Below are 20,652 nucleotides of genomic sequence, written 5' to 3' on the forward strand. Positions count from 1 at the left end.
AGAAGGGGACGATTCCGCACAGATTTTATCTGCGGCGGACGTCCCTTTTTGTGTGGATAACGCTTCTAATGTAGCTGGATAGAATAACCGATACAAAAAGATAGACGTTATTGAAAAGAGCGGGGGATTTATGAAAAAACAGGGTGTTTTATTTTTTATTATACTTCTGCTTGCGGTTGCGTTGCCGGTGTATCCGTTAGTGTCGGGTGTATTATCCGGAAACAGTCATTGGAAAGCTCACAACGGTGTTATTGATTTGCGTAATTGGGACCCCGACAAGGAAGGCGCTGTACAGTTGGGAGGAGAGTGGGAGTTTTATCCTAATCAGCTTTTGCAGCCTTCATCTTTTCAGGAAACGCGAGATCAGGATTGGGAAAATCATCGAAACTCCTCCAAATTGGGGTCAGGCACCGGATCTTCCCCCAAAATTGTGGATGTGCCTGGTAGATGGAATCAGTGGATGCCTGGGGGACAGGCGACTGGATATGGTACCTACCATGTTCGTGTACTGTTACCTGAAAAAGTGGAGAATCTGTACGGCATCCATATGCAAAATATTCGCAACTCCAGCCGAGTATGGATTGACGGAGCAGAGGTGGGTGCGAGTGGTGTTCCCTCCGTTTCAGCCGACAAGGGCGAGCAGGGCAACGCCCCCTTTGTTGGATTTGCTGCAGTAGATGGACATTCGGCTGATATTACCGTGCATGTGGCTAATTACAGCTATTCCTCCGGTGGAATCATTTATCCGCTGCTGTTTGGGGAATATGCCAGTATTACGCATAGCCGGGAAGTAGCGATGGCGGAGGACACCGTACTAGTCGCAGGATTTTTTATTCCTACTGTATTTTTTATCATGCTGTACCTTTTACGTAAAAAAGAGAAGGCCTTGCTTTACTTAGCATGCTTTTGCGTCGCGGCACTATTTTACATTCTGACACATGGAGAGAAGCTGCTAGTCTGGGGCATGCCGGATTTGCCTTATGAATGGATATTGAAAATTCAATCGTTCTCTTCGACGCTGTTCTACTATTTTCTGATTCGGTATGTTCATCTTACGACACAGATTGTTATGAATCGAATCGTGCTGCGTCTCTATAGTATTACAACCGCACTGATGCTGGGTATGGGGCTATTGTTGCCTACACTGGTGCTCTCATCCTTTGAAGCGTTTATCCTTCTTTTTGGTGTAGTCAGTGTGGGATATGTATTACTGATCCTGATTCGGGGACTTCTTCAACGGACGGATGATGCTGCACTGCTAGTCATTAGTATTATGAGTATTCTTATGATTGTGGTGACCAGTTTTGTATATGTTCTGGGATGGGGAGATGTACGTGGGGTGACAGCCTATGAAATGCTCATATTCGTATTGGCTCAAACGCTGTTGCTGGCCAAACGTTTTGTATATTCGTTCATGGAGGTAGAGAACCTGTCACGACGGTTGCTAACCCTGGATGGGCTAAAGGACGAATTTCTGGCGAACACGTCACATGAGCTGCGTACTCCTCTACATGGAATTATTAATATTGCTCAATCCATGCTAGACCGCTATGGAACACAATTCAATGAGCCGCAAAAGCACAATTTGGCCTTGATTGCGAATGTAGGGCGCAGGCTTTCCTATTTGATTAACGATATTTTGGATTTTTCTAACTTGAAAAATGGAAGATTAGCCTTAAACCGCCGGCCTGTAAACATACAAGCTGCAGTGAACTCTGTGCTGGAGGTATTGGGTCATTCGGTAGGTAAGAAAAAGCTCCAATTCGTCAAAGAATGGCCTAATTCGTTGCCTAAGGTGGATGCAGATGAACATCGCCTGAATCAGATCTTATACAATTTATTGGGGAATGCGATGAAGTTTACGGAGGAAGGCGAAATCGTAATCTCTGCCAAGACCAGGAATCGCGAAATGGAAATTAGTGTGAAGGATACCGGACCAGGTATTGCCCCAGACCATCTTTTGCACATCTTTGAACCTTTTAACCGAGGGGCGAATGCTGAGGACGAAGGATATAGTGGAACTGGGCTTGGGTTAGGCATAACCCGTCGTCTGGTGGAGCTGCATGGAGGCCATATCCGGGTAGAATCCAGATTAGGTAAGGGTTCGACCTTTTATTTTACACTGCCCTTAGCGGAGACGGGTACGTCGGCACATGAAGCTCAAAAAAATGTTTTGTCTGAGGTTATATTGCAGCCTGGTGTGACCTCAAGTCAGGATGTGAATCTGCTTGAAGAAGATGGATTGGAGCATGTGAGGAATGTTCCTTACAGAGTGCTGGCTGTAGATGATGATGAGGTTAACCTTCGGGTGTTGGAGGAGCTGTTATACACCACAGGTTGTAGTGTGGTGGCTGTGGAACATGCTGAGGAGGCGCTTCAGCTGCTGAATGGCCGTACCCGATTTGACCTAGTCATTACGGACTGGATGATGCCAGAAATGTCCGGTATTGAGCTGTGCCGACGGATTCGCGAACGGTATTCTCTCTCCGAACTACCCGTGTTGCTGCTGACGGCACGCGACCTGCCCGGCGATATCCGTGCAGGCTTCATGGCTGGAGCCAATGACTTTCTACGTAAGCCTGTTGATGCGGAGGAATTAAAGGCGCGTGTGCGCACTCTGCTGAACATGCGCCATTCGGCAGAGGAAGCGGTGCGTTCAGAAATGGCCTTTTTACAGGCACAAATCAAGCCGCACTTTCTGTACAATGCATTAAATGTCATTGTTTCGACCGTAGCAGTAGACCCGGATAAAGCAGCAGAGCTGCTTATGGAGCTGAGCCAGTATCTGCGGGGAAGCTTTGACTTCCAGAACAGGGAGAATACAGTTCCGCTATGCAAGGAACTGGAATTGGTAGAATCGTATGTGGCATTGGAAAAAGCCCGTTTTGAAGAACGGTTGAAGGTGACTATAGAGGTAGGGAGGAACATCCGGTCGCTGATCCCGCCATTAAGCATTCAGCCCATTGTGGAAAATGCAATACGACATGGTGTAATGCAGCGGGCCACAGGTGGAACGGTGCGGGTGATTGTACAAGAGGCTGGAGCCGATTTTGTGGTCAGCGTGACCGATGACGGCGTAGGGATTCCGCCAGAGCGACTGCAACACTTACTGTCGGAGGAACATGTATCCTCCAGTGTGGGACTGCGTAATATCCATCGCCGTCTGATCCATATGTATGGAGAAGGATTGCAGATTGAAAGCAATCCTATGCAAGGGACGACGGTAAGCTTCCGTGTGCCGGAAACGACCTTATCTCGCCCTACTGAATGAATAAAAAATACAGTGCATCTGCCGAAAAAAGCTAATGTCGCGCCCGAGTTTATACGATATATAAAATATAAGAAATTAAAAATCGGATGATAAAGCAGGCAGCTTGGTCATGGAGCATTGTAATGGATGGTTGCAGCAGGAAGGGAGCGCGGAAACAGATGAAGGCGATATTGATTGATGATGAGAGGTCGGCACTAACCTACTTGGAACGGTTGCTGGAGGCGGACGGACGATTAACGGTCATGGGCAAATATACGTCTGCACAAGCTGGGTTGGATCATCTGACGGGAGAACGTGTGGATATTGTTTTTATAGATATCGGAATGCCGGAGATGAACGGACTGGAGGCTGCCGAGTGGATTCAACAGCTGGACTCGCATATTCATATCGTCTTTGTGACTGCGTACTCGGAATATGCTATTGAAGCATTCGAACTGCAAGCACTGGACTACTTGTTAAAACCTGTTCATGCTCGGCGGCTTAATAAAACGTTAGATCGGATTGTAGCTTCGCTAGCAGATTCCCGTCCTTCCAGTTCGGTCGTGGCAACAGAGCAATTACCCAAAGTGCGTTGTTTTCAAAAACTTGAAATTTTGGAGGATGGCCAAGGAGCTGTGGGAACAAAGCCATTCAAATGGCGTACATTAAAGTCGCAGGAGCTGTTCTCCTTTTTACTACATCATGAAGGGGAATGGGTTAGCAAGGAGCAATTGCTGGATGCGCTGTGGCCCGAATATCATTTGGACAAGGCTGTTGTTCATCTACACACGTCCATTTACCAGATCCGCAAGGCGTTGAAAGAACGGATGCAAGATACGAAGCTGGAATACAATCTGGATCGCTATCGTTTGAACCGTAATGGCTGGGTTACAGATGTGGAGCTATTCGAGCGGGGCATTTCCGAGTGGGCGGCATCTGGCAGCGGTGGTACGCCGCGTATCGAGAGCCTGTTGGCTCTGTACCGTGGCAATTATCTGGAGGAGCACGATTACCCTTGGGCGTATGCAAAAAGAGAAAAACTGCGCAATATGTATCTGGCATGTGCTTCAGAACTGGCTAGAGAAGAGCTCCGTTCAGGTCGTGCCCGGCAGTCTGTCCAACGCTTGCTCCACCTACAGCAGCGGGAACCTTATTCAGATGATATCTGCGGTTTGCTGCTGACTGCTTATGCCCAGCTGGGAGAGTATATAGCTGCTCAAAAGCATTATGAAAGCTTCGTCAGCTTACTGGAAGATGAGTTGGGTATTGAGCCACAGCAGGTGACACACCAGTTGTACGTGCAATTGAAAACACAGACGCGACCTGCGTAGACTACTGTACTGGCTCAGGTCATATGAATAGGTCAACCAGAGATTACTGGTTGACCTATTCTCTTGGATGTTCTACGAGGGAGGCAGCGGGGAGAACGTAATAGCGCTGCTTCTTAGTTTTCACAACGGCTTGCTGAAGCTTTAATACACTTTTCTCTTGATTGAGGATAAATACCCCAATTCTTCACGGTATTTGGCTACCGTTCTACGTGACAGCTCCAGTCCTTCCTTTGCCATCAGCTCTGTGATTGCCTGATCTGAAAGTGGTTTTTGCTTCTCTTCGCCGTCGATGATCTGTTTTATACGCATTTTTGCGCTCTCTGATGAAGTAGCATCTCCGTCTTTTGATCCTAGGGCGGAGGTGAAGAAATATTTGAGTTCAAACAATCCACGGGGCGTCTGCATGTATTTATTACTGACCGCCCGGCTGATCGTGGATTCATGCAAGCCGGTTATTCCAGCAATCTCCTTTTGGGTCATCGATTTGAGATAATGACCGCCATGCTCAAAAAATTCTCGCTGCCTATCAACAATGGCCTGGGCCACACGCATCAGCGTCAGGCGGCGCTGCTCAAGGCTATGAATAAGCCATAATGCCGTATTCATCTTCTCACGAAGAAATCGTTTCTCTTCCTCCATCGCCGGCTTCCGAAGCATACTTTGGTAAAAAGGATTAATCCCGACGCGTGGGACTGTGATATCATTAACTGTCACAATGTAGTCGTTTTTGGATTTATCCACTGAGATATCTGCTATATGATACTGGCGTTCATATGGAGCAAATGCCGCTCCCGGACAAGGATTCAGCTTGCGTATCTGATCGGTAATTTGTTGTACCATGTGAATGTTGATACCTAGAGCATCTGCGATTTTTTGTATGCGGTTACATGAAAGATTGACCATGTGATGCCGCACGATTTCTTCCAGGTAAACATCATCATTCCCGGCATATCGCAGCTGCAAAAGAAGACATTCCTCCAGACTGCGGGCAGCGATTCCTGCCGGTTCAAAGCCTTGGATCAGGGCGAGTATATTTTCAACCTCATCGGTGGGAACGTCAAGTATTCCGGCAACTGTATTTACATCCAGCTCAAGGTAGCCTTTTTCATTTAAATTTCCAATCAGAAACATGCCAATCATCTGTTGTAGTTTGGATAGCCCGCGGACCATCCCAAGCTGCGCTTTGAGATGTCTATATAAATTTTCTGCGGGATTAGAGACAAAGTCCAGAAGGTCTACCGGATTATCATTTTTTCGTGGCGAATATTCTTCTTCTGTATTTATTCTTTCGATGGACATATCGATCTCTGTCAAATCAATGATCGGATTTTCATTTGCTTGCTCATGAAGATATGACATTAGATCGACCGAAGAATATTGAAGAATTGTGATGGCTTGTCGTAATTCTGGAGTCATAGCCAGCCTGAATGTTTGCTCTTGCTGTAATCCGTAGCGTATCATTTTATCTCAGCTCCTTACTGGGCAACAATATAACTTTTTATGCAGCTTATTCGTGAAGCTTATGCAATTATACTGCCAACCTTTGATCTTGGAAAAGAAGTGAATGGAACGGGTTAAGTTAGAGTTTTGGATAGATTCAATGAAAAGGGTATCAGATTAATGATTAACTTGTCAGTTTATTTTCTTGTAGAGGATTATTTCTTTTTTTATATACTAATTAAATAAGAACTAGTCAGCATGGGGGAATACCGTGAAACGAATTGATGAGATCTTAGAGTATATTGCCAATGGTACAAAGAAACTGTCGGTAGAGGCCTTGCAGGACGGCGGTGGAATTACGGCTGCGGAAATAGCCGATCAACAGAATATGTTAAGAAATAATGTAAGCAAGGAGCTTAATAGTCTACTTCGCGCCGACTTGATTATTAAAATCAAGGGGAGACCCGTCAAGTTTTTGCACAAGCAGGTGATCGAGGAGACCTTTCGGGTTCAGCTTAAAGAGAAACAAATCCAAGTCAACAGCATTCATGAAATATTGCTGCCTGGAGAGCAAGTGGATCCGTTTCACGCCTTAATCGGTTTCATGGGGAGTATGAGAAACCAGGTTGAGCAGGGAAAAGCGGCAATATTATACCCGCCGAAGGGCTTACATACGCTGATTGTGGGGCAGACTGGTGTTGGAAAAACAATGTTCGCTAGGTTGATGTATAATTATGGTAAATATATGAAGCGCTTTTCAGAGCAAGCACCGTTTATCGTATTTAACTGCGCCGATTATTACAATAACCCTCAACTGCTACTTTCCCACATTTTTGGCCATGTAAAAGGAGCATTTACCGGGGCTGATCGGGAGAAAGAGGGGCTGGTCGAGAAAGCGGATGGAGGCATCCTGTTTTTGGATGAGATTCATCGGCTGCCCCCGGAAGGCCAAGAAATGATATTTTATTTTATGGACACGAACAGTTACAACAAATTGGGCGAGTCGGAGCGCAAGCGGGAAGCAAATGTGCTGCTCATCGGCGCTACGACCGAAGATCCCGGTTCTTCCATGCTGAAAACCTTTATCAGACGGATACCGATTACGATCAACATTCCTTCCTTGCAAGAGCGAACCGTTGAAGAGCGGTTTTTGATCCTGAAGCATCTCTTTGCAAACGAAGCCCATCGTGTCAACAAGCCCATTAGGGTTGAATTGGAAACTGTAAAAGCACTGATTGGCAGCGTAACCTATGGCAATATCGGTCAGTTGAAATCGAACATTCAGCTTGTGTGTGCCAAAGGATTTTTGAACAGCATACATGAAAATAAGGAAGAGATTGAACTTGATTTTAAAATTTTGCCCGGAAATATCAAGGAAGGTCTATTTAATATGGGGAAGAACCGCAAGGAGATTGTCGAAATGGAGATGGTCAACTCCTCGCTGTATATTACTCCTGAAGGCAGCAAAGGAATGGATGAAGCAGACGCTTCTGAACTGCCGTTCAACCTGTACAAATTGATTGAAGACAAGATAGGGATGCTCAAAGAAGAAGGACTCGACGACAGTTTTATCAATAAGTTTATTACTACAGATGTCAATATTCACATCAAAAGCTTCTATAACCGATTTTATAACATCAAAGGGGGAAGGGAACGGATCCTTAAGATCGTAGGCAGAAATATCCTAGAGTTCGCTGAACAGGTGCAAGAGATGGCTCAAAAAGAATTGAACAGAAATTACAGCGACAGGTTTGTTTATGCCTTCAGTCTTCATTTGAGTGCCTTTTTAAAGCGAATCCGGGAGAAAAAATATGTCAGTAAACAAATCTATGATTCGATGAATGATCAAGATGAAGAATACAGACTGGCACTTATTATCAAGGATTTGATCGAATCAAAGTTTGAAGTAAGCGTACCCGATGCCGAGACTACCTATGTGGCGATTCTTCTGAAATCGGTGGAAGAGGAGCATCAGGGAAATGTGGGAATCATCGTGGCTGCACATGGCAACAGTACGGCAAGCAGTCTCGTTAGCGTTGTCGACAGTCTGCTGGGAAGCTCAAATATTTGCGCAGTAGACATGCCTTTGGATGTTAGTCCCAGAGAAATCCTGGAGGTTATTGTAGATAAAGTTAAGGACATTGACAATGGCAGAGGCGTATTGCTGCTGGTTGATATGGGCTCCTTGCTCAATCTTGAAGCAACCATTATGGAACGTGTCGGGATTAAGGTGAAGACTATTGATATGGTTTCAACCCCGCTTGTGTTGGAGGCTGTGCGAAAGGCCAGTATTTTTGATATGAATATAGAGGAAATTTATCAATCTTTGAGGGATTTTCGTGGATATAACAATGGAAATGCCGGGGTGAAAGTGGAAAAGAACAGTAATAAGGTAATCGTGACGGTCTGTTCCTCCGGCAAAGGCGCCGCAGCCAAGCTAAAGGAATTTGTAGAGAAGGTCGTTTATGACTTAACCGAAGAGAAAATAGTCGTTGTACTGGCAAAGGTCAGGGAATTGGATAAAGTGGTGAAGGATTTACGGGCCAAGCATACGCTTCTTGCGGTGATTGGAGTTAAGCGTCCAAGCGAGCTGAATGTACCGTTTATCCCTTTGGAAAAGCTGATCGAGGCAAGCGGTGAGCAGGCATTAAGAGAATTGTTGCTGAACAATCAGTTGCCTGTTATGCATGAACACGGAAGCGTGGTCGTAAGAGATCTATGTGAGGATACGCTAAAGGAGTTTATGACTTATTTGAATCCTCACAAAATTTTAGGGATTTTGATGAAATTTATCGAGCAGTTGGAACAGGAACTGGAGGCTGATTTCCATTATGCAAAGAAGGTTCAGCTTGCTGTTCATACGGCTCATGCGCTGGAACGAATGGTCATTGGAGAAGGGCTAGTGTATCAGGAGGATGTATCCTTGCTTGACCAACGATTGCTCGATGTGGTGAACCGTTCCTGCAATATATTTGCCTCCAGTATTAACATTAAGCTGACTAATGATGAAAAATATTATATTTGCGAAATCCTAAGCGAAGTATATAACTGTATCCCCGAGTAATGGCGTAAGTGTATAAAACGATGCTGGATGTGTATTAATCATGCGGATAAGAGTAATAAGCAAGTGGTGAGAAAAGACCAAATTCCCGGAGTAGCCGAGGGTTTGGTCTTTTTTTGATGATTAATCGCATCATACAGAATCTTGGCATGAGACTTGCATATAAGTATAGGCGAAGGATGCAAGGAGGGGGTGAAACAAATGATAGGTGTTATTGTTGGCACTCATGGAAAATTTTCTGAAGAGATCCTAAGATCCACGGAAATGATTTTCGGCCATCTGGAAAATGTGGTGGGTGTAACGTTTGAACCAGGTGAAAGTGTTAACGGACTTGTTGAGAAGTACAAAGCGGCCTTGGAAACAATTGATTGGACGGACGGATTGATTTTTCTCGTCGATTTGTTTGGTGGCAGTCCCTATAATGCGGCCAGCAGGATTGTAGCCGGGTATGAAAAAATGGACATTGTAACAGGGGTAAACCTGCCAATGATCGTAGACCTGCTGACCAATAGAGGGCTGGAGAACGTTGAGAATCTAAGTAATCTGGCCATCCGTGCGGGTCAGGATTCAATGAAGTCTTTTCGTGTCATCCGGGACATACAAACAGAGGAGGAATTGTAGGTATGGAAATATCATTTGTTCGTATTGATGACCGTCTGATTCATGGTCAGGTGGCTACTGTGTGGGTGAAGGAAACAAAGTGTAACAAAATTATTGCCGTCAGCAATGAGGCCGCTGCAGATACGCTGCGCAAAACCTTACTGTTACAGGTGGCGCCGCCGGGGATTAAGGCTTATGTTGTCACGATTGCGAAAGCGATTGAAGCTTACAACAATCCTAAATATAACGATTTCAAGACCTTGTTCCTGTTTACCAATCCCACGGATGTACTGCGGGTTGTAGAAGGCGGGGTACCGTTTACATCGGTAAATGTAGGTGGAATGTGCTTCAAAGAAGGCAAAACACAAATTACCGGAGCGGTGTCCGTAGACAAGCAGGATGTAGAGGCATTTTATAAATTGCACGAAAAGGGGATAGAACTGGAGATTAGAAAAGTGGCCAGTGATCCTAAAATTAATTTGATTAACAAGCTCCAAAATGTCCAGTTTTAACAACACGTACGCATAAGAGAGGGGGTCAAACATGAGTGTTTTTGAAATCGTAATGGTCACGCTGGTTGCAGCCATTTGCGGAATGGGCAGTGTTTTGGATGAAGGACAGACTCATCGTCCTATAGTTGCGTGTACACTGATCGGTCTGGTCCTGGGAGATCTCAAAACCGGTATTATTTTAGGCGGTACGCTGGAATTGATGGCTTTGGGCTGGATGAATGTAGGGGCGTCCATGGCTCCGGATGCGGCCTTAGCCAGTGTAGTCTCAACCATATTGGTTATTGTCGGCCACCAATCGATCGGTGCGGGAATTGCCGTTGCGATCCCGATTGCGGCTGGCGGACAAGTGTTAACTATCTTTGTTAGAACGATTACCGTGTTCTTTCAGCATCTGGCAGATAAATATGCCGAATCTTCAAATTTCAAAGGAATTGAATTATGTCACTTCATAGCCCTCCTTCTTCAGGGATTACGTGTCGCTTTGCCTGCCGTATTGGTGGCTATTGCAGCAGAAACCGGTCTAGTTACGACTTTGCTGGATGCCATCCCGGAGGTCATTACAAAAGGGCTGCAAATTGCAGGGGGATTCATCGTCGTTGTAGGATATGCCATGGTTATTAACATGATGGCAGCCAAATATCTGATGCCTTTCTTTTTCTTGGGCTTTGTCATCGCGGCATTTACAAGCATCAATCTGGTTGGCTTTGGAATCATGGGAGCGGTTCTGGCTCTGCTGTATATCCAGCTCAATCCCAAATATAGCCAGCGCAAAGATCAAGTGGGTGAAATTGAAGAGCTCTAAAGAAATTCTTAATGAAAGAGTGGGGTACTATGGAAGAAAAAAAGTTGACCAAAAGCGATTTAAACAAAATGTTTTTCCGTTCATGGTTCCTGCTGGGCTCGTTTAACTTTGAGCGTATGCAGTCGATTGGTTTTTGTGTCACCTTGATTCCGGCAATTAAGCGGCTATACAGCAAGAAGGAAGACCAAAAAGAAGCACTAAAGCGGCATCTGGAGTTTTTTAATACTCAACCGTTTATCTCTGCACCGATTATGGGGGTAACGGCGGCTATGGAGGAGCAGAAAGCCAATGGACAGCCGATTGATAATGCTACCATAAGTGGCGTGAAAGTTGGCTTAATGGGACCTTTGGCTGGAGTAGGGGATCCTATTTTCTGGGGAACGTTACGCCCTGTTCTGGCTGCATTGGGAGCTTCCATTGCGTTGTCCGGAAGCGTTATCGGGCCTGTCCTATTTTTCTTGCTTTTTAATGTTATTCGCCTGGGCACCAAGTGGTACGGACTGAAATACGGCTACCAAAAAGGGACGGAGATTGTGTCCGACATGTCCGGAAACCGGCTGCAAAAGCTTACGGAATCGGCCTCCATCCTGGGACTTTTTGTTATGGGCGCACTCGTATCCAAATGGACTACTCTGAATGTGCCACTCGAAGTATCCCGATATACCCGTTCGGATGGAGTAGAGGTTGTTACGACGATACAGATGATTCTAGATCAATTGATACCTGGTCTGTTACCTCTCTTGCTGACTTTTTTATGCATGAGACTGCTCAAAAAGAAAGTGAATGCTATAGCTCTGATTTTTGCTTTATTCGCAATAGGGATTATTGGATACGCTCTTGGTGTATTGGCTTAAGCCATTTGTAATGTGATCCGGTCAAGCAGCGGCCTCTGGCCGGCAACCTGCTTCTTGACTTGTAAACGCTTTAAATTTTACTAATTAAAATATTCAGTCATCTACAGGCGAAACTGCAAGCGTTCAACGATGGTCATGAAAGGCTGATGGCTTGTTAAAAGCTGACATAAGCAATGATTCTCTATCATTCATCACTACAGGCTCAATGATGGTTTTAAAGCCACATTGAGCCTGTAGACTTTCATCCTCATGAAATAGGGAAGGCCTGTTGGAGATGCTCACAGAGTCGCTTCCTTTCACATTAGCGTGCTGTAGTAAAGTTTGCTTTATTCTATTCTAGCTTTTTTTCTTGACTGTTTCCTGGCTTTTGTTGTAGTAGTCATGTCTCGGGTCATCAGAGAAAGCTTCAATATTCGTTGCAATTTCTTGGAGGAGCTTGCCAGCTCAGGTATTAACAGCCTCTTTTCTCTATGATCTGATATTCGCCGATACCTGTTTTCTTCAGCGGCATATGCATATAGCATATCTCTTCACAGTTTGAGTCGTAATTGAGAGCTTTAAAGAAGTTATGTAATTTAGGAGGTCATTGTATTGGGAAGAAGGAGACGAACTGGCTTTAAAGGCAAAAGAATTAGGGTGGATGTTAGACAATCTTCTTCAGCTCACACAGGACAAGGCGGTAACCCCATTTCGATCAATGCTTCGGATGTTGGGGTAGTAAGAACAGATGTCAAAAATAAATAATCAGCTTGTGCAAAAGCTACATCCTTGACGGAAAAAGATCGCCGGAACAAATTATCTAACTTGTTCCCGGCGATCTCGTTTTTTTGCCATAGTCGGCAGGTGCTTTCATCAGCATCCGCGCCTACATAACTTGTGCTTTTTTTCTCGTCTTGAAACCACCCTCTTAAGCAGGTTTTACTGACCGGGCAGGTGCTGCCTTCAGCACAGCGTATCCGTAGGGTGGAAGCTCGGCATGCAGCCTCTTTGCTCCTACGGACCACTGGCTTTCGCCAAAAACCAATTGCCAATCCTGCTCTGGAATGGACAATTGAAAAACGTGTTCCTCACTGGAACGGTTGAGCAGCACGAGCAGTACTTCTTCGTCGCTGCGGCGCTCATAGGCGAGTGAAGCACCTTCCGGCTGTGCCTCCAGGAAAGTGATGCTTCCTTGATCACGAAGGACAGGGTGTCCCTTGCGAAGAGCGATCAGCTCACGATAAAAGTCGAACAGCTCGTGGTCCTGCTTATCGGTGTCCCACTCCATGCACTGCCGGCAGCCTGGATCGGCATCTCCATCTAAGCCGATCTCATCGCCGTAAAAAATGCAGGGCGCGCCCATATACGTGAACTGGAACAAAGCAGCCAGCCGCATCAGTCGCTTGTCACCCCCGCACAGTGTCAACAGGCGCGGTGTATCATGACTATCCAGCAGATTGAAGGCAACCTCGGATGCCTGTTGCGGATAGCGGGCAAGCTGGCGTCCGATGGCGAAGGCAAAGCTTTGCGCATCGGTCACTTTCTTGACGAAAAAATCATTCACCGCATAGGTGAACGGATAATTCATCGTCGCATCGAACTGATCGCCCTGAAGCCATTCTGACGATTCATTCCACATTTCGCCCAAAATATATGCATCCGGATGAGCCTGCTTGACTGTCGTACGGAATTCACGCCAAAAGGCGTGATCCACCTCGTCTGCCACGTCCAGTCTCCAGCCGTCGATACCAATCTCTTCAATCCAATGTTTTGCCACATTCAGCAGGTACCTTTTTACCTCAGGGTGCTCTGTATTCAGCTTGGGCATCATCGGTTCCAGCCCGAATGTATCGTAGGTCGGTGTGCCATCGACCACTTCCAGCGGAAAGCTATGGACATGGAACCAGTCCTTGTAAGGCGAGGCTTCGCCTTTTTCCAGTACGTCCACGAACGGTTTAAAGGTACGCCCTGAATGGTTGAACACCGCATCCAGCAGTACCCGGATTCCCCGGTCATGGCAGGCCTCGACCAGTTTTTTTAATATCTCCTTGTCCCCAAAGTGCGGATCTACCTCCATGTAATCCTCGGTGTCATATTTATGATTAGTCGTCGCCTTGAAGACAGGAGTCATATATATGGCGTTGATCCCTAGCTCGCTTAGATGATCCAGATGATCGAGAATGCCTTGTAGATCGCCACCGAAAAAATTGTCTCTTTGCGGTGTGCCACCCCAGTCCTCAGCACCTTCCGGGCTAATGGAGGGGTCACCGTTGGCAAAGCGTTCCGGGAATATCTGATAAAAAACAGCATCCTTCACCCATGCAGGTGGCTTCAAAATATCAATCGGATTTAGAAACGGGTATTGAAACAGACTGTCTGCATTTTGAGGTTCCTCAGTGGTGAAATCGTCCTCGTTCATCCAAATTCGTTCCTCGCCGTCTTCCAGCAAAAATCCATATTTCAGCCGACGGTGAGTAGGCTTTACAGTACATTCGTAATAATCGAACCTGCCATCGGTGGCAAATTTGGACATCGGAATAAGTTGCCGAGTACGATCCCAGTCGTACTTATCTACGGTAAGAACATGAACAGCAGTCAGGTCATTTTTCTTTGTACGGAGCCGTAAAATTATCGTTTCATCATCATAACCAAAAGCCCAATTACGTTTCGGGTGGTGGTATATCGCCTCTAGCAGCATTAGATAGGCCTCCTTGTTCACCTGCATTCAAATTTGAAATTATGAAGCGTATGTCGTATAAGGTAGTTATTAACCTTTTTAAGTGGGTTATGTACCATAAGTGCTATAATGCCCATTACATAAAAGAAAAACGATAAGTAGGTGTCTATTATGAAAACAAATGTGCTCTACATTGAAGATGACCAAGACATTGGTGCTTGGACGCATCAATATTTGGAAGAGCGGAATTACGTTGTAACCTGGCTTCGCAGCGGGGAGGGGGCTATGGAAGCAGCTGGTATGTGTCAACTCGTGATTTTGGATGTAATGTTACCTGGTCTGGATGGGTTCACCATTGGGAAGCGGCTCAAGAAGGAGTATCCAGAGCTTCCCATCCTCATGTTGTCTGCCCGTACATCCATTGATGATAAGCTGCAAGGACTAGATTTTGCTGACGATTATGTGACAAAGCCCTTTCACCCCGACGAACTCATAGCACGTATGGAGATTTTGCTGCGGCGTTCAGGAAGCGTGTCCGAAGAATCTCTACAACTGGGGCATCTGTCTGTGTTTCCTCCGGATAATCGTATTGTGAATCGTGATACCGGGGAGGAAATTACGCTGACAGGCAAGCAGTATCATATCTTTGCTTATTTGCTGCGGCATTTGGGCCAGATTATGACCAAGGAGCAAATGTATGAGGCGGTGTGGGGAGATCCGTATATCGACGGAGACAAAACCTTAATGGTCCACATTCGGCACTTACGGGAGAAGCTGGAGATTGACCCTGCGGCACCCCGTATCATTGAGACGATCCGTGGTGTAGGTTATCGGGTGAAAGCGTAATGGACGGTATGCGTAAGAGGTGGGCAGGGTTGCGTCGCAGCTCCCGTCCAGGCCAGAGAGGGCGGTTTCGCAATTCACTGTTGTTCCGCTATCTGGTCATTATTGTGTTGGCTATGCTGCTGTTACCCATTGTATTGCCTGTTACAACCTTGATATATAGCATACTGTTGAATTTGCAGACGGATATCAAGCCTAAGAATCCTTACTATCCCTCTACGACCCAAACTGAAAATAGCTGGCATCGAGAAGCTATAGACTTGAAGGGAGCTAGTCCAGAGCAAATTTCAGCCCATCTGCGCAAAATACAGCAGGATATGTTCCCAGATTCACAAATATTTTGGGTCGATACCGCAGGGTTAACCAGACTGGAGTTGCCGACACAACCTAACATTCCAAAACAATGGAGTGCGGCGCAAGCTATAGCTTTTATGAAGCAAGCCAGCTATGAGGGGCCGTTTACGGTCGTGGCCTTTATTGGTGGGGGCAAGGATGATATGAACCAGGGCTATATGGTATTAAAAGTACCCCGTTCATTCTTTGAACAGTCTTCTACTGATAACGGCATGTTGATGTACTATCTCCTTTTTATTTTATTGGTTCTGGGAGCTTTTATATTCGTATCTCTTCTGTTTTTTGGGGGCATTCGGCGGAGGCTGTTACAGCTTCAGGCCGCCATGTCGCAGCGAAGCGAGGATGGATTACCCATTCTCGTTGCCACCGGACGCCCGGATGAAATCGGCAAGCTGGAGGAAGCGTTTAATCGGATGGTTGAGCAGTTGGCAGAGAGTCGGGGACGTGAACGTCAGGAAGAGGAGCTACGGAAGAGACTGGTCGCCGATCTGTCTCACGATATTCGAACGCCACTTACGGTTGTGCGCAGCCATCTGTATACCCTGGATGCGGAAAATCTCAGCAGTAGAGGGAAGCAGTCGGTTACACTGATGGAAAATAAGCTAAAGGACCTTGGGAGTCTGATCGACAACTTGCTGACCTATAATCTGCTATCCAGTGGCAAATACACCATGAATAACGAGCCGCGTGATATTTTGCGGCTGGTGCGGGAGTGTGCGGCCAGCTGGTACGCGGTGTGGGAAAAGGAAGGCTTTGAGGTGGATATCGACCTGCCCGAGCATAGTCTGGTGTGGAATGTTGATGAGCAAGGCTTCCGCCGTCTGCTGGACAATCTCTTTCAAAATGTAGTTCGTCATGCTGCCTCAGGCCGATACATCGGTATTCAAGTACAGAAGGTTAACGGGAGGGAGGCATTGGTCATTGCTGATAAAGGCCCGGGAATGGAGCAGCAATCCAGTGAAAAAGGAGCTGGAATTGGCTTGGCAATTACAGAACTATTGGCCCGCGAAATGAATTTGGAGAGGGAGATTTTTAGTTCATCAGCCGGGACACGAATCCGTTTTTTAAACAAAACTTAAACTCAAAGTTCCCTTGGCTTTAAACTTGGCACGTTACGATAGGTGTCGAGGTGAGGAACTTGAACGAATTAATCATTGAAACGAACAGTCTCAGCAAAATATACAAAGGCCGCGCCGCGGTTAATCAGCTGGACTTGAAAATAGCGCGGGGAGATATCTACGGATTCCTCGGACCGAATGGAGCAGGGAAAACGACAACGATCCGCATGCTGCTCGGGCTTATCCGCCCAACTCGAGGAACGATTCGTATATTCGGCAAAGATATTCGCAGACATAGACTCGATATTTTGCGTAAAGTCGGTTCGTTGGTAGAGTATCCTTCATATTATGGTCATTTGAACGCCGTCGAAAATCTGGAGGCTATCCGTCGTATTTTGAATGTACCGAAAGAGAACATTGCGGAAGTATTGGAGGTCGTTCGGCTGACCAAGCACGCCAAACGCCCGGTTAAAGGCTACTCGCTGGGTATGAAGCAGAGACTAGGTATCGCAGCAGCCCTACTTGGCAATCCCGAAGTGCTTATTCTGGACGAGCCCACGAATGGCTTGGACCCCGAGGGCATTCAGGAAATGCGCGAATTGATACAGGCGATGCCTAAGCAGCGGGGAATCACTGTACTGGTATCCAGTCATCTGCTGAGCGAGGTAGAGCATATGGCGAATACCGTCGGTATTATTCGTGAAGGGCAACTAGTCTTCCAAAATACGATTCACAATCTTCGACAGGAGTCCGCAGGGGGGATTCGGATTGTAGTATCGGAACCCGAAGCAGCCCAATTGATTGCACGTGAACAGGGCTATCATTCAGTGAAGGACGGGTCAGCACTGAATTTTGACAACATGAATGATGCGGCTGTTGCGCTGCTGGTCAGAAGATTGGTCGAAAACACACATGCTGTATATCGTGTGGAGGAACGCCGCAAATCGCTGGAGGATATGTTCATGCAGGTGGTGGGCAAAGGAGGGGGCTCCCTATGATGCTGCGAGCGCTGACAGCGGATTTGCTCAAAGCACGCAGAAAGGGAATCTGGTTCCTGGTATTCCTCGGTCCTCTTGGACTGGTGGCCATGCAGGGACTAAACTTTGGGCTCCGTTATGACTATCTGATTCCGCGGTACAAGGGCCGCTTATGGGAAAGCTTGATGGATAACATCGCGTTGTTTGTTCCTCTTGCACTGGTGCTAGGAGCCACGATGGTCGCTTCCATGTTGGCGAATGTGGAGCATACCTCTAACTCCTGGAAGCAACTGCTGGCTTTGCCTATTTCCAAATATAGTGTTTATATGGCAAAGTTAACACTAGCCATTGGAATGCTGTGCGTATCCTGTCTACTTTTGACGATTGGGACTTGGACATTGGGAGTGCTTCTTGGCTTTGGGGGAGAGCCTGCACCGATAGGGGAGCTAATGCGGCTGGGATTTTGGCCCTTGGGCGGCACGCTACCTATACTCGTATTGTTGTTGTGGCTAACGGTCACATTTCATAATCAAGCGCTACCTGTAACACTGGGCATTACGTTAGGCATTGGGAGTTTGTTTGCTTCCCAGTTGTCCGAATGGTTTCCGCTGGCTTGGCCGCAATTCGCATGGGTTGCGCCACAAGCGTGGATATTTGCGTCCGTCGGATGCGGAACAGGTGCAATTCTCAGCCTGCTGACCGCAGCTCATTTTAGCCGAAAGGATGTGGCGTAATGTTTGGAGGATACGTGCGGCTACTTTCTGTCGAACGCATGAAAATGGCAAAGTCGCCTGTCTGGCTGCTTGCGCTCGTCAGTCCAGCGATTGCCGTCCTGATTGGTTTGCTGGCGAATCCAGGAGGAAACTGGCTGTTGCTGCTGGCTGCCATGCTTACAATACATGCAATGCTGTTCCTGCCGATGCTGACTGCCGTGTTTGGGTCTCTAGTCTGCCGATTCGAGCATGGGGGTGGCGGCTGGAAGCAGCTGATGTCGTTGCCGTTGTCCCGCACGGGTCTGTACGCAGCCAAGCTGACCATCATTATGGCTATGGTCGGATTGACTCAGCTGTTGTTCGGAGGAGCGCTGCTGGGGGTTGGAGCTGTGCAGGGAATGAACGGACCGATCCCTTGGGCCGTGATCGTCCAAAGCCTGCTTGCAGGCTGGGTTGCTTGTCTGCCGCTGGCTGCCCTGCAGCTGATGGTGTCCTTTCTGTGGTCCAGCTTTGCCGCACCGCTTGCTTTAAATTTCGTCTTCACCGTGCCTAATATGCTGATCGCCAACTCCCAGACCTATGGTCCATACTATCCATGGACACAGCCTCTATTGGCGATGATGCCGAGTGGGGGAGACAATTTCGGGGCCTTCATGGTGCCAACGGATACACTGTTAATGGTGGTACTGGGTAGCTTTGTCGTGTTTACGTTTGCCGGTCTGACGATATTTCGTTATAAAGAGATATAAGACGAAATGTGGAAACTGCAAAAGCTCCTTATCCTAAAAAGAGGGTAAGGAGCTTTTTTTTGCTGTGCTGCAGGTTCGTATTCTGAATGAGGTACTTACTCTATTGGCTTACACTAAGCCTGAAATGGTACGAATATTATCGCTGATCAGGCGGCAAGAGGCGTCGAACTTGCCTTGTTCTTCTGGACTTAGTTCAAGCTCGATGACCTCCTGAATTCCTCTACTGCCGATGATTGCTGGAACGCCCGTGCAGACATCAGTGTGTCCGTACTCGCCGTCCAATACGGCAGAGATCGCTATTATTTTACCATCGTCATTCAAAATGGAACGGGTGATGTACGCCAGCGCATTGGCAATACCAAAATAAGTGGCACCTTTGCGGGTGAAAATCTCCCAACCGGCATCCCTTGTTTTACGGGCGATGTCATCCAGATCAACGTGTCTGAATCGTTCCTTATGCTGACGCAAAATGTGCAAGAGCGGCTTGCCGCCAATCGTAACGTGCGACCAGGCCACGAATTGGGATTCGCCATGCTCGCCCAAGGCATAGCCCTGTACACTGCGTGGATCTATGGAAAATACTTCAGAAAGCAACGTCTTAAGTCGGGAAGAGTCAATAGAGGTGCCCGTGCCGATCACCTTGTTGCGCGGCAGACCGGATATACTCTGCACCAGATAAGTAACAATGTCGACAGGATTAGCGGCAACAACGAAAATACCGTCGAAACCGCCGTCCATAATAGCTGTTACAATCTCTCTGGTGATGCTCACGGCATCGTCCAATACAGAAAGGCGGTCTTGACCCGGTTTAGGATTGGAGCCAGCCGTTATAATCACAACATCCATATCCGTGCAGTCTGCGTATGTGCCTGCACGAACCTTGGTGCGTGTAGATGTAAAATCCATACAGTGAGATAGATCCAGTGCATGGGCCAAAGCACGGTCATACGTGCGGTCAATCATCATGATTTCATCACAAATGGACTGATTGACCATTGAGTAGGCACAGCTCGAACCGACCATTCCCGCGCCGACAATCGCTACTTTCCTTGCCTTCCCCTTCATTTATGTTTCCTCCTCGTTCCAGCGAACGTTAATATGCTACAAATTATGCCTGAAATCCATTTTACGTTACATAACATAACATATTGCTGATCTTTTGAAAATATCCATTTTTTTGTCTTCATTCCGATAAATTAAAAACGAACGGAGAATAGGGGGGAGTAATTTAGGAGGAATTAAAAGAATAACCGTGATTAGTAAAGTTTTTATTGGAAGACAGGATATACTGTATCCATTTATTTATAAATTATTTCCGTATAAATTATAACATGGATTATATACATGGCAGAAATAATGACATGGAAATATCGGAAGTGTGATATTTATGTGACGTTCTTAAAGAGTCACAAGAGTATACAGTGCAGAGGCGTTCCCAGCGATGTCGCTTCT

At 46.6% G+C, this 20,652-nt stretch carries 16 protein-coding genes; 13 read left to right on the forward strand and 3 right to left on the reverse strand.

Annotated features, from left to right (window positions below; genetic code table 11):
- Positions 1-130 precede the first annotated feature (130 nt).
- Both ACN6NF_RS01980 and ACN6NF_RS01985 read left to right on the forward strand, forming a co-directional pair.
- Positions 131-3,271, forward strand: coding sequence for an ATP-binding protein (locus ACN6NF_RS01980; protein ID WP_474314668.1), 3,141 nt, complete (start codon positions 131-133; stop codon positions 3,269-3,271).
- Positions 3,272-3,429: 158 nt separating this feature from the next.
- Entirely contained in the window at positions 3,430-4,581 is a 1,152-nt protein-coding gene (locus ACN6NF_RS01985; protein WP_474314670.1) for a response regulator, read from the forward strand.
- Positions 4,582-4,722: 141 nt separating this feature from the next.
- On the opposite strand, the gene rpoN is transcribed toward ACN6NF_RS01985, so the two are convergent.
- On the reverse strand, positions 4,723-6,042 hold the full coding sequence (rpoN, locus tag ACN6NF_RS01990) for an RNA polymerase factor sigma-54 (RefSeq protein ID WP_474314672.1): 1,320 nt from the start codon (positions 6,040-6,042) through the stop codon (positions 4,723-4,725).
- Positions 6,043-6,292: 250 nt separating this feature from the next.
- Here rpoN and ACN6NF_RS01995 point away from each other — a divergent pair, with 250 nt between their 5' ends.
- The 6 genes from ACN6NF_RS01995 (at position 6,293) to ACN6NF_RS02020 (ending at position 12,594) form a co-directional block, all read left to right on the forward strand.
- Positions 6,293-9,085 carry a sigma-54-dependent transcriptional regulator gene (locus ACN6NF_RS01995; protein WP_474314673.1) on the forward strand — a complete coding sequence of 931 codons (2,793 nt, stop codon included), beginning with the start codon at positions 6,293-6,295 and terminating at the stop codon, positions 9,083-9,085.
- A 198-nt stretch (positions 9,086-9,283) separates the two neighbouring features.
- Positions 9,284-9,703 (forward strand): PTS sugar transporter subunit IIA, encoded by a 420-nt coding sequence (locus ACN6NF_RS02000; protein WP_474314674.1) that lies wholly within the window; start codon positions 9,284-9,286, stop codon positions 9,701-9,703.
- Positions 9,704-9,705: 2 nt separating this feature from the next.
- On the forward strand, positions 9,706-10,194 hold the full coding sequence (locus ACN6NF_RS02005) for a mannose/fructose/sorbose PTS transporter subunit IIB (RefSeq protein WP_474314676.1): 489 nt from the start codon (positions 9,706-9,708) through the stop codon (positions 10,192-10,194).
- 31 nt (positions 10,195-10,225) lie between these two features.
- The gene (locus tag ACN6NF_RS02010) at positions 10,226-10,996 is read left to right on the forward strand and encodes a PTS mannose/fructose/sorbose transporter subunit IIC (protein ID WP_305167885.1); all 771 of its coding nucleotides are present in this window, start codon (positions 10,226-10,228) and stop codon (positions 10,994-10,996) included.
- Between the two features lie 11 nt (positions 10,997-11,007).
- A complete protein-coding gene (gene manZ / locus ACN6NF_RS02015; protein WP_474314679.1) occupies positions 11,008-11,850 on the forward strand; it encodes a PTS mannose transporter subunit IID in 843 nt (280 codons plus the stop codon).
- 591 nt (positions 11,851-12,441) lie between these two features.
- On the forward strand, positions 12,442-12,594 hold the full coding sequence (locus ACN6NF_RS02020) for a hypothetical protein (RefSeq protein ID WP_474314682.1): 153 nt from the start codon (positions 12,442-12,444) through the stop codon (positions 12,592-12,594).
- A gap of 163 nt (positions 12,595-12,757) precedes the next feature.
- Here the strand turns inward: ACN6NF_RS02020 and ACN6NF_RS02025 are convergent, their stop codons facing one another.
- Entirely contained in the window at positions 12,758-14,527 is a 1,770-nt protein-coding gene (locus ACN6NF_RS02025; RefSeq protein WP_474314684.1) for an alpha-glycosidase, read from the reverse strand.
- A gap of 150 nt (positions 14,528-14,677) precedes the next feature.
- Here ACN6NF_RS02025 and ACN6NF_RS02030 point away from each other — a divergent pair, with 150 nt between their 5' ends.
- The 5 genes from ACN6NF_RS02030 to ACN6NF_RS02050 are packed head-to-tail and all read left to right on the forward strand — an operon-like array spanning position 14,678 to position 19,200.
- Positions 14,678-15,352, forward strand: a complete 675-nt coding sequence (locus tag ACN6NF_RS02030) for a response regulator transcription factor (protein ID WP_474314687.1) — start codon at positions 14,678-14,680, stop codon at positions 15,350-15,352.
- A complete protein-coding gene (locus ACN6NF_RS02035) occupies positions 15,352-16,782 on the forward strand; it encodes a sensor histidine kinase (RefSeq protein ID WP_474314689.1) in 1,431 nt (476 codons plus the stop codon). Before ACN6NF_RS02030 ends, ACN6NF_RS02035 begins: the two co-directional genes overlap by 1 nt.
- A gap of 59 nt (positions 16,783-16,841) precedes the next feature.
- A complete protein-coding gene (locus ACN6NF_RS02040; RefSeq protein WP_474314691.1) occupies positions 16,842-17,759 on the forward strand; it encodes an ABC transporter ATP-binding protein in 918 nt (305 codons plus the stop codon).
- A complete protein-coding gene (locus ACN6NF_RS02045; RefSeq protein ID WP_474314693.1) occupies positions 17,756-18,472 on the forward strand; it encodes an ABC transporter permease in 717 nt (238 codons plus the stop codon). The genes ACN6NF_RS02040 and ACN6NF_RS02045 overlap by 4 nt, the downstream gene beginning before the upstream one ends.
- Positions 18,472-19,200 carry an ABC transporter permease gene (locus ACN6NF_RS02050; protein WP_474314694.1) on the forward strand — a complete coding sequence of 243 codons (729 nt, stop codon included), beginning with the start codon at positions 18,472-18,474 and terminating at the stop codon, positions 19,198-19,200. Before ACN6NF_RS02045 ends, ACN6NF_RS02050 begins: the two co-directional genes overlap by 1 nt.
- A gap of 108 nt (positions 19,201-19,308) precedes the next feature.
- On the opposite strand, the gene ACN6NF_RS02055 is transcribed toward ACN6NF_RS02050, so the two are convergent.
- Positions 19,309-20,265: an L-lactate dehydrogenase gene (locus ACN6NF_RS02055; protein ID WP_474314695.1), complete on the reverse strand. Its 957-nt coding sequence runs from the start codon at positions 20,263-20,265 to the stop codon at positions 19,309-19,311.
- Positions 20,266-20,652: the final 387 nt, after the last annotated feature.

This window comes from Paenibacillus sp. TSM33 (genome assembly GCF_056099025.1).